We start from the raw sequence: 13019 nt of genomic DNA, 5'->3' as shown, positions 1-13019 counted from the left end.
TTCCGAAACCGGTTTCATATTCATCAAAATAAAAAATTATATTTTTCTACAAGATTTTCTAATAATTAATTCAACTGGTATTGTCAAACTTTCATTATTTTTTGCTTTATCATTAATTTGTTTCAGCAATAGTTCTCCTGCCTTTTCACCTATCAAACTTGTATCTTGTTTAATAGTTGTCAAAGGTGGATTAACATACTTTGAAAGTTCAATATCATCAAAGCCAATGACTGAAAAATCCTGTGGAACTTCAAAACCTGCATCTCGAATTGCTTCAATAGCTCCGATAGCAAGATTATCACCAGCGGCAAAAATTGCTGTAGGTGGATCAGATAACTTTAGTAGTTGTTCCATTGCACTGTAGCCATTTTCACGCGAGAAAAATTTACCATCGACAATATATTCTTGAGTAACGGGCAAATTTAGCTCATTTAGCGCTTCGACAAAACCTAGTTTTCTTTGTTCTCCTGCAAAAGTAGATGAATGGCCAGATATATGAGCGATTTTTCGATGACCTAACGAATACAAGTATTCGACCGCCATCTTACTCCCACATCTATTGTCAGAGAAAACAACACTAGACTTATCACTTTTTAAATCAATAACTACTGTAGGCAGTGGATTATCCATTAATTCTTGGACTTGTTTGTCATTATAGGTAGAGCAGACAATGACAACTCCATCAACGCCCCTATACATGAAGTGTTCCAAGTAACTTTTTTGCTTGTTACTAATACTTCTAGATACAAACAATAAGTCATATCCAGCTGTTTCTACATTTTGTCTAAAACTTTCAATAACTGCATTAAAGAATGGGTGCTTCATACCGATACCTAACGATTCTACGAATACAACGCCGATTGTCCAAGACTTCTTTGTTGTCAGCGTTCTAGCATGAGAGTTAGGAAGGTATCCAAGTTCATCAACAGCATCGAGGATTTTCTTTTTCGTCTTCTGACTAATATCTTTATAATCGTTTAATGCTTTAGACACTGTAGTTACTGAAAAGCCTGTTTTCTTTGCAATGTCGTATATAGTAACCATATTTATTACACCTCGATGTTTATGGAAGCGCTACCGAAAGCGCTTTCGTAATTCCAATTATATTAACATTAAATGTAATAGTCAATAGATTTTTTTGCTTTTATATCATTTATGTTTTTTTATAAGCAGAATAATCTACTACCTATTATTATAGTTTCATAGAGAAAACTATAAAAAAAAGCAACTCAGCATGGGCTAACCATCCGAATTGCTTCTTAATCCTATAAATATTTTTTATGGACCTTTTTTCCTTCATACGTAAATACTACTGACCGTTCTTCATAAAAAGTTTCCATATGAACCGGTCTTCCCCAAAGCTGATGAATATACGGCATAACTTTTTCCAAATACTTTAAATCTAATTCAATGCCTTCATAATGATGTTTTAAGTAAAGTTCTCCGCTTTTAAGATAATCACCATCATTTACTGTAATGTAAGGAAATCCTCCATTTACACGCATACTAACGAGTTGATCACGGACATTTTCCCAATCTTTATCTACTATTTTGTAGTCGCGACCTTGCTTTTGGAAAAGGTACATATCTTCGCGGTGAACGAGATCTTTCGTTAAGTAGTTTCTCAGAAAGGAAATGTCTGACTCGATTTCTCGCACTTCAAACATTTTTTCACGTCCGCTCCCAGGCTTAACTCCTCGTTTTATCATTTCTTCTGTTGGGTTATTATAGCGTTCTTCAATATCCTTAAAAATTTGCACGCCAAGGTAGTAAGGATTAATTTGCGTCCGTGACGGTTGCACAACATTGGCATTTAACTTAGCGAACTCGATTGCTTCACTTGAATCTAAATCCATCTCTTGCAATATTTTTGCATGCCAGTACGAAGCCCAGCCTTCGTTCATGATTTTCGTTTCTAATTGTGGCCAAAAGTAAAGCATTTCTTGGCGCATCATTGTTAAAATATCACGTTGCCACTCTTCTAAATCTCGACTATATTGTTCAATAAATAATAGAATATCTTTTTCAGGTTTAGGTGGGAGTTTCTTTTTCCTTTTAGTAGGCTTTTCTTCTTTATTATCTTTATCCAATGCCCAAAGATCAGCATAAGCTGAATCTCCTTGATTTTTCGTTTGTTCTTCACTTTCTTCTTCATCGATACTCCATTGTAATTTAGGACGGAGTAATGACGGATCAATATGCTCTTGGATAGCTAAAATAGCATCTAAAAATGTTTCCACTTCTTCTTTCCCGTACACATGCTCATAATGCTTAATCCGTTCTGCAGTTGCGGCCATGCTATCAACCATATCTCGTTTCGTATTAGAAAACCGGACATTATTTTTGAAGAAGTCACAATGGGCGAGTACGTGAGCTACTATTAACTTATTTTGTATTAAGCTATTTGTATCCAATAAAAATGCATAGCAAGGATTGGAATTAATGACCAGCTCATATATTTTACTTAAGCCTAGGTCATAATGGATTTTCATTTTATGAAATTGTTTTCCAAAACTCCAATGGGAAAACCTTGTTGGCATACCGTATGCACCAAATGTGTAAATAATTTCAGCTGGACATATTTCATATCGCATCGGATAAAAATCTAATCCAAAACCTGTCGCGATTTCCGTTATTTCATCTATGGCGTATTGCAGGTCCTTACTTACTTTTTCATCCATTAATAATACTCCCTTCCATATCTCTTTATTTAAATGTATGAGAGTTACGATTGATTCATGTTTCTTGTCTTTCATGGATGATCTGCGAAAGTATATTCAATAGTACAGATGGTGAGACTATTTACTGAGGTGAAGAAAATGACAAATCCTTGGGGCATTCAAGTTGCCGAAGTGTTACAAAACTTAGAGGGATGGCAAGGTAGTAAATTACTAGTAAGAAAAGTGGAAAATGGTGACTTTGATGAAACATCTGTTCAGTTAAGTGCAACAGACTTTATGCAAAATCAGCCAACAATGGATGGGTACATATCTCCGTATGTCATTCGATTACAAGGCGATGGTGAAGTAATCATGGATAGTATGACTGCGGACCTTCCAATGTCCAGCTACGAGATAGCTATGGGAGAAGTTTATAATGTGGATATCGATAATAATATGATTCATCTTCGAACAGATCGCGGAGATTACACGATAACAAAAGTTCAATAAAAGGACGCGCCAATTGGCCGTCCTTTCTTTTATTCCTTATACATTTGGATATTCTTGAATAAGCGGGTGGAGCATAAGTTCATCAACAACCATATGTTTTGGTGCACTAGCCATATAAACAACAGCATTAGCAACATCTTCTACTTTTAGCCAATCCTCTTTTTCTGGTACCCCTTGTTGCGAATTGTTAAAGTAAGTGTCGACCATTCCAGGATTTATCGTCCCTACACGAATGCCATATTCTCTGACTTCCTGTGAAACTGCTCCTGAAAATCCTTGCACTGCATATTTAGAGGCAGTGTATGCTGATCCATTAGCAATGGTACGACGTGCCACATCAGATGAAATCGTAATAATAGTACCAGCGCGCTTTTCTTTCATATGAGGAAGTACTGCCTTCATACATAAGAAAACACCTTGGACATTAACTTCAAATAGTTTCTGCCATTCTTCTAACGTTGTTTCTTCAGCTAATTTAAAGAAGCCAACTCCGGCATTATTAACTAATAAATCAAGCGAACCGTATGTATTGATAGTTGTTTCAACTGCTTCTTTTACTTGCTGCTCATTTGAAATGTCAGCTTGGATTGCAGTAACATTACAACCTTTACCTTTTAATTCTTCTTCAACTTTATAGATTTCATTTGAACTTCCGACTAATACGACATTCATTTTTTCTTCAGTAAGCTTAGCAGCGATTGCTTTTCCAATCCCTCGTGTTGCTCCTGTTACGATTGCTGTTTTTCTTGCTAGCATCTAATCATCCTTTCTTTCATTCCAAATTGTACAATAACGTGAAAAAGAACTCCAGTAATGGAGTCCATCAATTTTTATATAGTTATTGCAAATGTGTCGGGTTAGGATTGTTATTTTGATTTTGTTTCACTTCACCAAATATGTTTCCATTTTGTTGCGGTTGTTGCTTTTGCTTTTGATTTTGTTCCTGGTGCAATTGATTGAATAAAGGTGAATTCACAGGTTGATTTGACTTCATATAATTATCCATTAATTTCTCGAATTCACCAATTGTTAATGGCTTTGCTTCGCGAATTAACTCATAGCCTAATTGACCATTAGCTTCCAGTGTGGCAGTTTTCACATCTGAAATTTCCCCTATTCCTTGTTGTCTTAGCCGTATTTCCAACTGATCGACAGTTAGCCTTAGTTTTTTTAACGTTTCTTCTACAGGTTGGCCATTTTCAATAACAACTTTTGCTTTTCCTGTAATAAACTTCTCAAATGCATTCGACTTTACTTGTAAATATTCAACAATAATTAAAGAAACAACAAGGATACCCGTTGCAACTGCTGTCCGTCCAATGCTTTTATCAGTAATTGGCTGTATGATAATTGAGCCTAGTGAAATCATGATTACTGTTTGAGCTAATGTCATTTGGCTAATTGATTTCCGGCCAGCTACACGTAAAAAAAGAATCCCTACAGTGAACAAAATAAATGCCTTGCCAGCTGTTTCTAAATACGCTTCCATAACTACCTCCATTATTTATGCTACCATTTATTGTTTGTCATAATGAAGGCAATATACATTAGGGAAAAGAAAAACGCCAGTTCTCACTGGCGCAGTACTAATTAATTCTCATCAAGAAACTTATTTACTTTTTTCATTAAATCAGCAGAAATTGTAGTTAGCTTGTTTTCACTATCCTCTAAGGAAGTACCTTTTATTCCAAAGTAGAACTTAACTTTCGGTTCCGTTCCAGAAGGACGAAGACAAACCCAAGAACCATCCGCTAAAAAGTACTTCAAGACATTTGATTTCGGAAGGTTAATACTTTCCTCGCTTACCTCTTGCACGTTGACACGTTTTTGCGCTTCATAATCTTCGCGAGTGACAACTGTATGATTAGCAATTTCAGTAGGTGGATTTTCGCGAAAATGAGCTAATAAATCTGCTATTTTTTCCGCTCCTTCTTTTCCTTTTAACGTTAAAGATTCTAGCCCTTCACGGTAGTAGCCATATTGCTTAAAGATGTCCATTAACTGATCGTATAAAGTCTTACCTTGTGCTTTATAAAACGCACACATTTCAGCTGCTAAAAGACTTGCTTGCACAGCATCTTTGTCACGTGCAAAGTCACCGATTAAATAGCCGTAGCTTTCTTCATATCCAAACTGGAATGTATATTCTTTTGTTTCTTCATACTCTTTAATTTTTTCACCAATAAATTTGAAACCAGTTAACGTATCGATTGTATGTAAACCAAAGTCAGCAGCAATTGCACGGCCGATTTCTGATGTGACAATCGTTTTTAACACGATACCGTTAGTTGGTAAAATTCCTTTTTCTTTCTTTTGCGAAAGAAGGTAGTGAAGCATTAGTGCACCTGTTTGGTTACCAGTTAAAACAACGTATTCTCCAGCGTCATTTTTAACAGCGATACCAAGACGGTCTGCATCCGGATCAGTCCCAATTAAAATGTCTGCATTACCTTTTTTTCCGTATTGAATTGCATATTCAAATGCTGCATGCTCTTCAGGATTTGGTGCTTTTACAGTTGAGAAATTTGAATCTGGTATTTCTTGTTCAGTAACTACTGTTACATTTTTAAATCCAATTGCTTCTAATCCTCTACGTACTGGTTTATTAGCTGTTCCATGTAACGGAGTGAAAACGATATTAACATCTTCAGCCATTTCCTCAATAATATGTGGATTTAATACTAATTTCTTCAAGTTTTCGTTGTATGAACGATCAATATGTTCACCGATAATCGTTAATAATTCTTTGTCTTTAAGTTCTTGCTCATTGGCAATTTCAACTTCAAGTTCATTACCGACTTCATTTACTTTGTTTATTATTTCATTTGCAGCTGCAGGCGGAATTTGACCGCCGTCTGGACCGTAAACTTTGTATCCGTTGTATTCAGGGGGATTATGACTTGCCGTAACAACAATCCCCGCATAGGCATGCAAGTAACGTACGGCAAACGAAAGTTCAGGAGTTGGACGAAGCTCGTCAAAGACATATGTCTTAATCCCGTGGTTCCCTAATGTTAATGCAGCTTCCATCGCAAACTCCGGTGACTTATGACGAGAATCATATGCAATTACAACTCCACGGGCTTTTGCTTCTTCACCTTGTTCTTCAATATATCGTGCTAAACCTTCTGATGCTTTTCTAATTGTATAAACATTCATGCGATTAGTACCAGGTCCAATAACTCCCCGTATCCCACCAGTACCGAATGTTAAATGTTGATAAAAGCAATCTTCTAGTGTCTTTTCGTCATCTTTCATTTCTACTAATTGTTGTTTTAATTGTGCATCTAAATTCGCGTCAGACATCCAACGCTCATATTCTACTTTCCAGTTCATGTGATCCTCCTAAAGTTAGACAAAACGTATTACTATCTCTCATTATTTTACACTAAGTTCGTACTCCCTTCCATGAATTTTACAATTTCTAGTTGCTGATTTAGTTCAGTAAGCTCATAAGATAAACGTTCATCACTCCATTTCCCGTAATAAGCCATAATTGTAGCAACTTCCATCATTTGTTCTTCGACTTCTTTTCTATTAAAATACAAGTCACTCGTTCGCCTAATAAAAAAATCTGTAGGTGTTACTGTCATTTCTTCTTCCAAGCTATAAAATAAAGATAGCAACAATGACAATGAAACAGACGATTCCCCTTTTACATACTCCCTCACTTCGTTCACTTTCGCGAACACCTTTTCAATATTACTTCCATATCTTCTAGTTAATAGATGGATCTCACTATCACTTAATCCGATTGAATGACCAGTTTCCCGTATTTCCTCTATTAAATTCTCAACAGTACTCATATTTCCGCCAGATAACTTAATATTTTCCGTCTTACACGGTGTGTATTTATTTAATTGCATGCATACTAAATCTACTACTCTTTCAGCCATTTTCCGATACCCTGTAAGTTTTCCACCTGCAATAGAAATAAGACCTGAAGGCGATTCAAAAATCTCATCTTTACGTGATATTTCTGAAGGTGCCTTTCCATGTTCATGGATGAGGGGCCTTAACCCCGCCCAACTTGATTCAATATCCTTTAATGATAAGCAAATAGATGGAAACATACTTGCTATCCCATTCAGTAAATAAATACAATCCTCCTCAGTCGCAATTGGCCTCGCTAAATCGCCATCATACTCTGTATCTGTCGTACCGATGTATGTTTTTCCGTTTTTCGGAATTGCAAATAACATTCTTCCATCTTCATTATCAAAGTACACTGCTTGTTTTAACGGAAACTTTTCCCGTGAGACAACAATATGAATTCCCTTTGTAATCATTAAATGCTTTCCTGTTTTTGAGCGATCTTTTTCACGAATCGTATCCACCCATGGACCACATGCATTAACAACTTTTTTTGCGTATAAGGTTCGTTTTATATTACTTATTTGATCCGTTGCTTCAACTCCAACAACGCGACCATCTTGATACAGTAAATTTTCTGCTTTAACATAATTTACTGCATGTGCACCTCGACAAACCGCTTCTTTTAACACTTCAATAGTTAGACGCGCATCATTTGTCACATACTCCACATATAATCCACTGCCTAGTAAAATGTCTTCTCGTAATAAAGGTTCGTTTTGAATCGTCTTTTCTTTTGAAAGCATCTTTCGTCGCTCTTCTTTTTTTACTCTTGCCAGCCAATCATAAATCTTCAACCCAAGTGAAGTCATCCACTTCCCATACGTACCACCTTTAACGATAGGCAGTAACATCCATTCTGGACTAGTTAAATGTGGCGCATTTTTATAGACAATTGCCCTCTCTTTGCCAACCTCTGAAACTAACTTTATATCTAGTTGCTTTAAGTAACGCAACCCACCATGAATTAATTTTGTCGAACGACTCGATGTACCAAAAGCAAAATCATTCATTTCAATTAATCCTACTTTTAAACCCCGTGAAGTTGCATCTAAAGCTATTCCAGCCCCGGTGATTCCTCCACCAATAATAAGTAGGTCAAGACTTTCTTTTTCCATTTGTTCAAAATTTTTCTCACGCATTAGACAAGAAAACGACTGCACAGTTAAACACCCCTTCCATATAAAAAACCATAAAGGTATTACATATGTATGTAACATCTTTATGGTTTACGTATAGAAGATATTGATTTACTCATTAAAACTCATTGCAGCCTGAACTGCTTTTTTCCAGCCAACATATTTTTCAGCGCGGTATTCAGCTGACATTTTCGCGTTAAATGTTTGATCATCTTTCCAATTTTCTTTAATCTCTTCAACACTTTCCCAATATCCAACTGCAAGCCCAGCTAAATACGCTGCTCCTAATGCTGTTGTTTCATGTACGCTTGGTCTTTCGACAGGCAGACCTAACATATCTGCTTGAAATTGCATGAGAAAGTTATTACTTACTGCTCCACCATCAACTCTAAGCGTTTTTAATGTAATACTCGCATCATCTTCCATTGCTGAAAAAACATCTTTTGTTTGATAAGCTAGTGACTCTAATGTTGCCCTAGCTAGATGAGCATCTGTCGTTCCTCTCGTAAGTCCGAATATCGCGCCCCTTACTTTACTGTTCCAATACGGTGCACCAAGTCCGACAAATGCAGGGACAACGTATACACCATCTGTTTCATCTACTTTCGTTGCTAACTTTTCACTATCCGCTGCCGTTGAAATAATTTTAATCCCATCGCGTAGCCATTGAACTGCAGATCCTGCTACAAAAATACTACCTTCAAGGGCATACACAACTTTCCCATTCAAGCCCCAAGCAATTGTCGTAAGTAACCCATGCTTTGATGGCACTGCTTTTTCTCCAGTGTTCATTAACATAAAGCATCCTGTGCCATACGTATTCTTAGCCATACCTTTTTCAAAGCACGCCTGACCAAATAAAGCTGCTTGTTGATCACCTGCTACACCTGAAATGATAATTTCTTCACCAAATAGTTCTCTTGCCGTTGAGCCATAAACGTGTGATGAATCAAAAACCTCCGGTAACATTTTCTTTGGTATATCCATTATCTCAAGAAGCTCTTCATCCCAGCATAATTGATTTATGTTATATAACATCGTTCTTGAAGCATTAGAGTAGTCTGTTTTATGAACCTTGCCACCTGTCAGTTTCCAAATTAACCAAGTATCGATTGTCCCAAATAATAATTGTCCTTGATTAGCTTCCTTACGAGCGCCTTCCACATGATTTAAAATCCAATTTACTTTTGTTCCTGAAAAATATGCATCAATGACAAGACCAGTCTTTTCCTTTATTAAGTCTTCATATCCATTTCGTTTTAACTCATCGCAAATTTCTGTTGATTGTCGTGATTGCCAGACAATTGCATTGTAAATTGGTTTACCAGTTTGCTTATCCCATACAACTGTTGTCTCTCTTTGGTTTGTAATACCGATGCTAGCCACATCTTTACCTGTAATATTTGCTTTCTTTAATACATCTTCGATAACAACTTTTACTGATTCCCAAATTTCCTCGGCATCATGTTCTACCCATCCTGGCTTAGGAAAATGTTGCGTGAATTCACGCTGTGACACTTCGATAACTTCTCCTTGTTTGTTAAAAAGAATTGCTCTCGAGCTTGTCGTTCCTTGATCGATCGTTAACACGTATTTAGACAAAGCTAACTCCCCCTTTATAGCTATCATCGCTAATCTTTAACAAGAACTTTTTATATTACTTCTATTGTATTAAATAATGTTGTCTTTCAACAGTAAAAAAAGCATTCCGTGTAGGAATGCTTTTTGCTATTTCTTTTTATACTTAATTTCGTATAGATCTGTTCGGCGATCAATCACATTTTTAACAGTGCCAGATTGTCTTGCGCGCCTTAAAATTTCTAGATCGACATCACCAACAACAATCGTTTCTATATTTGGATTACACTCCCCTACAATTCCATCTTTCGGGAACGGGAAGTCAGAAGGAGTAAAAATACCTGATTGAGCATACTGAATGTCCATATTTGCAACATGAGTTAAGTTTCCAACAGTACCGGAAATGACTGTATATACTTGATTTTCAATTGCTCGTGCTTGTGAACAATATCTCACTCGCATATAGCCTTGGCGGTCGTCTGTACAAAATGGTGTGAAAATTATTTTTGCTCCTTTTTCCATTGCCAAGCGTCCTAGTTCAGGAAATTCAATATCGTAACAAATTTGTATTGCAATTTTCCCACAGTCCGTATCAAATACTCTTACTTCATCACCTGGTGTAATCCCCCAGAAAATTTGCTCATTTGGAGTAATGTGAATCTTATATTGTTTTTCTATCGTTCCATCTCTCCGGAATAAATAAGATACATTATAAATATTATTGTTCTCCTCAACAAAATGAGACCCACCAATAATATTAACGTTGTAGCGAACTGCTAGGAAAGTAAAGAGTTTAATATAATCCTCTGTATATTCCGTTAGTTTTCGAATGGCTTGACTAGGGCTCTTTATGTCTAAGAACGATAATAATTGTGTTGTGAAAATCTCCGGAAAAACAGCAAAGTCTGATCCATAGCCTGCAGCGACATCTACAAAGTATTCACATTGTGTCGCAAATTCATCAAATGAGTTAATCTTTTTCATCATGTATTGAATGGAAGAAATGCGGACTGGAAATGACGTTCTAAAATGTCTTTTTGAAGTCGAACGATAATTTACGTTATTCCACTCCATTAATGTCGCATATTTCTTTGAAGCTTTATCATCAGGAAGATAATCTTTATTAATTCTCATTAATGTAAAACCGTTCATGACCTGAAAAGTTAACACTGGGTCATAAATGTTATGACGAGAAACTTCCTCAACATATTCTTTCGGAGACATTTCTCCAGCGTACTTATAATAATGAGGAATACGCCCACCAATAATAATACTTTTTAAGTTCATTTTTTCTGCTAGTTCTTTTCTAGCTTCATAAAGTCTCTTTCCAATTTTCATACGGCGGAATTCAGGATGAACCATTACTTCAATTCCATATAAGTTATACCCATCAGGATTATGATTCGTTATGTATCCTTCATCCGAAATTTCATCCCATGTATGCTGATCGTCATACTCATCAAAGTTTATAATTAAACTCGCACTAGTTCCGATAATTTCTCCATCATATTCCACACAAAATTGACCTTCAGGGAAGATTGATATGTGACTTTCTAAATGCTTTCTTTCCCATGGATCCATGTTTGGAAAACATATTTTTTGTAACTCTAAAATTTCATCAATATCTTCAGGAGTAATGTTGCGGATTTCTATCTTTTTCTCAAATTTTCCGATATCTATTTTAGACATCATAAACACTCCTTCTTCATTTCACAATAGATTTCTATATGTATATAGTTACATAACTAGTGCCTATAATTCAAAAATTAAGAACTTATATATGAGAAAAGCATCCCATTATGGAATGCTTTCGGTCATGTTTACTGCTTATTGTGTCCGTGAAGGAACTGAGATACTTGAAAGTGCTTCTCCAGCTTCATTTTGATAAATGTTCTTTGTTGCTAAGTCTCCTAATGCAACCATTCCAACAATTTGATTATTTTCTACGACTGGCAGTCTTCGTATCTGTTGCTGAGCCATTATATTAGCTGCTTCATGGATATCCATGTCTGGTGTTCCAGTTACCAGGTTAGATGACATAACTTGTGAAACAGATGTTGTCGCTGGTAACCCTTGCGACGTACTTCTTAACGTTATATCTCTGTCAGTAATAATACCTTTAATTTGTCCACCATCAACGACTGGAATTGAACCTACATTATGTTGACTCATTAAAGAAGCTGCCTCTTGGATTGTTGCTTCAGAAGATATAGAAACGACATTTTGCGCCATAATATTTTTTAAACTTTCTGCCATAGTAAATACCACCTTTCATATTTATTATGGCCCTTTAACAATATTTCATTATTAATAAACTTATTTTATCTAGGGTAAATGAATCCATACTTACTAGTAAACCATATTATTTTTTTCCCATTGGATAAAGCCGTTATTGTACCAAGTTTATCGGTTCTTAACACTTTTACATGGTTCTTTTGAAGTATATTAAGTACTGAAGGGGATGGATAGTGATATTGATTATTCTTTCCTACTGAAATTATTGCGATATCTGGCTTCACTTTATTAATAAATGTGTTAGATGACGCCGAATCTGCACCATGATGTCCAACTTTTAAAACATTTGCTTTTAATTTTTTCTTCTTAATTAGGAGTTTTTTTTCAGCAGGAATTCCAGCGTCCGCCATAAATAGAAATGATTTTTCTTTATGAACTAAGTAAACAATAATACTTTGCTCATTGATACTTCCGTAACTGTCAATCAACGGTCCAATTAAATCAACCTTTATATCAGCAGCAAGTTTTATCTTTTTCTGTTTTTTTACATTATGAACTGATAACTTATACTTTTTTACAGCTTTTAAAACATCATAAAAGCTTGCTGTATCATGAGTTACATTACTTGTATAAAATTTCCCAATTTTAAAACTTTTTATAACCTCATCTAATCCTCCTATATGATCATGATGAGGGTGGGTAGATACTACAAAATCGATCTTTGATATACCGAGACGTTGCAAATATTCTATAATCTTAGGCCCTGATTGATTGTTACCAGCATCAATTAGCATATTTTTTCCACCAATTACTTCAATAAAAATACAGTCTGATTGTCCAACATCTAAATAATGGATAGCAAGTTTATTACTTTTCATTGCTTTTACTTGAAGTGGCGTAACTACATTTAAGAGAAGCAAAACTAAAATGAAGAGTTTGATTATTCTAACCATTATGAATAACCACCTATATTTTATTAGTTAGGATTAGTATACCTCGCCGTTTTTTTACTATGAAAAAAACT

At 35.6% G+C, this 13019-nt stretch carries 11 protein-coding genes; 1 reads left to right on the top strand and 10 read right to left on the bottom strand.

All coding sequences use genetic code 11. From position 1 onward, the window contains the following. Positions 1 to 36: 36 nt before the first annotated feature. Together CIB95_RS00350 and CIB95_RS00345 are read right to left on the bottom strand one after the other, a co-directional pair. On the bottom strand, positions 37 to 1044 hold the full coding sequence (locus CIB95_RS00350) for a LacI family DNA-binding transcriptional regulator (protein WP_094920355.1): 1008 nt from the start codon (positions 1042 to 1044) through the stop codon (positions 37 to 39). A gap of 221 nt (positions 1045 to 1265) precedes the next feature. Continuing rightward, entirely contained in the window at positions 1266 to 2681 is a 1416-nt protein-coding gene (locus CIB95_RS00345; protein WP_094920353.1) for a SpoVR family protein, read from the bottom strand. Between the two features lie 138 nt (positions 2682 to 2819). Between CIB95_RS00345 and CIB95_RS00340 the strand changes: the two genes are divergently transcribed. Then, positions 2820 to 3170, top strand: coding sequence for a hypothetical protein (locus tag CIB95_RS00340; RefSeq protein WP_094920350.1), 351 nt, complete (start codon positions 2820 to 2822; stop codon positions 3168 to 3170). Between the two features lie 36 nt (positions 3171 to 3206). Here CIB95_RS00340 and CIB95_RS00335 read toward each other — a convergent pair whose 3' ends face one another. The 8 genes from CIB95_RS00335 to CIB95_RS00300 all read right to left on the bottom strand — a co-directional run bounded on the left by CIB95_RS00335 (position 3207) and on the right by CIB95_RS00300 (position 12948). Continuing rightward, positions 3207 to 3926 carry an SDR family oxidoreductase gene (locus CIB95_RS00335; protein WP_094920348.1) on the bottom strand — a complete coding sequence of 240 codons (720 nt, stop codon included), beginning with the start codon at positions 3924 to 3926 and terminating at the stop codon, positions 3207 to 3209. 82 nt (positions 3927 to 4008) lie between these two features. Further along, on the bottom strand, positions 4009 to 4659 hold the full coding sequence (locus CIB95_RS00330; RefSeq protein ID WP_094920346.1) for a DUF421 domain-containing protein: 651 nt from the start codon (positions 4657 to 4659) through the stop codon (positions 4009 to 4011). Positions 4660 to 4760: 101 nt separating this feature from the next. Next, positions 4761 to 6506: a phospho-sugar mutase gene (locus CIB95_RS00325; RefSeq protein ID WP_094920344.1), complete on the bottom strand. Its 1746-nt coding sequence runs from the start codon at positions 6504 to 6506 to the stop codon at positions 4761 to 4763. Positions 6507 to 6553: 47 nt separating this feature from the next. Further along, positions 6554 to 8185: a glycerol-3-phosphate dehydrogenase/oxidase gene (locus tag CIB95_RS00320; RefSeq protein WP_094922069.1), complete on the bottom strand. Its 1632-nt coding sequence runs from the start codon at positions 8183 to 8185 to the stop codon at positions 6554 to 6556. Between the two features lie 108 nt (positions 8186 to 8293). Further along, positions 8294 to 9784: a glycerol kinase GlpK gene (gene glpK, locus CIB95_RS00315; protein WP_094920343.1), complete on the bottom strand. Its 1491-nt coding sequence runs from the start codon at positions 9782 to 9784 to the stop codon at positions 8294 to 8296. A gap of 126 nt (positions 9785 to 9910) precedes the next feature. Continuing rightward, positions 9911 to 11449 (bottom strand): GNAT family N-acetyltransferase, encoded by a 1539-nt coding sequence (locus CIB95_RS00310; protein ID WP_094920340.1) that lies wholly within the window; start codon positions 11447 to 11449, stop codon positions 9911 to 9913. 138 nt (positions 11450 to 11587) lie between these two features. Then, positions 11588 to 12016: a CBS domain-containing protein gene (locus tag CIB95_RS00305; protein ID WP_094920338.1), complete on the bottom strand. Its 429-nt coding sequence runs from the start codon at positions 12014 to 12016 to the stop codon at positions 11588 to 11590. 65 nt (positions 12017 to 12081) lie between these two features. Further along, the gene (locus CIB95_RS00300; protein WP_094920336.1) at positions 12082 to 12948 is read right to left on the bottom strand and encodes a ComEC/Rec2 family competence protein; all 867 of its coding nucleotides are present in this window, start codon (positions 12946 to 12948) and stop codon (positions 12082 to 12084) included. Between the last annotated feature and the right edge of the window lie 71 nt (positions 12949 to 13019).

It is taken from the genome of Lottiidibacillus patelloidae (genome assembly GCF_002262935.1).
Lineage (GTDB): Bacteria > Bacillota > Bacilli > Bacillales > SA5d-4 > Lottiidibacillus > Lottiidibacillus patelloidae.
Note: the sequence above shows the minus strand (reverse complement) of the source record. Positions and strands in the feature narration are given on the sequence as shown.

What these genes read in the sequence shown, in the direction of transcription:
- CIB95_RS00350 (WP_094920355.1), bottom strand. Translation starts at nt 1,044, where the DNA reads ATGGTTACTATATACGACATTGCAAAGAAAACAGGCTTTTCAGTAACT.
- CIB95_RS00345 (WP_094920353.1), bottom strand. Translation starts at nt 2,681, where the DNA reads ATGGATGAAAAAGTAAGTAAGGACCTGCAATACGCCATAGATGAAATA.
- CIB95_RS00340 (WP_094920350.1), top strand. Translation starts at nt 2,820, where the DNA reads ATGACAAATCCTTGGGGCATTCAAGTTGCCGAAGTGTTACAAAACTTA.
- CIB95_RS00335 (WP_094920348.1), bottom strand. Translation starts at nt 3,926, where the DNA reads ATGCTAGCAAGAAAAACAGCAATCGTAACAGGAGCAACACGAGGGATT.
- CIB95_RS00330 (WP_094920346.1), bottom strand. Translation starts at nt 4,659, where the DNA reads ATGGAAGCGTATTTAGAAACAGCTGGCAAGGCATTTATTTTGTTCACT.
- CIB95_RS00325 (WP_094920344.1), bottom strand. Translation starts at nt 6,506, where the DNA reads ATGAACTGGAAAGTAGAATATGAGCGTTGGATGTCTGACGCGAATTTA.
- CIB95_RS00320 (WP_094922069.1), bottom strand. Translation starts at nt 8,185, where the DNA reads ATGCGTGAGAAAAATTTTGAACAAATGGAAAAAGAAAGTCTTGACCTA.
- CIB95_RS00310 (WP_094920340.1), bottom strand. Translation starts at nt 11,449, where the DNA reads ATGTCTAAAATAGATATCGGAAAATTTGAGAAAAAGATAGAAATCCGC.
- CIB95_RS00305 (WP_094920338.1), bottom strand. Translation starts at nt 12,016, where the DNA reads ATGGCAGAAAGTTTAAAAAATATTATGGCGCAAAATGTCGTTTCTATA.
- CIB95_RS00300 (WP_094920336.1), bottom strand. Translation starts at nt 12,948, where the DNA reads ATGGTTAGAATAATCAAACTCTTCATTTTAGTTTTGCTTCTCTTAAAT.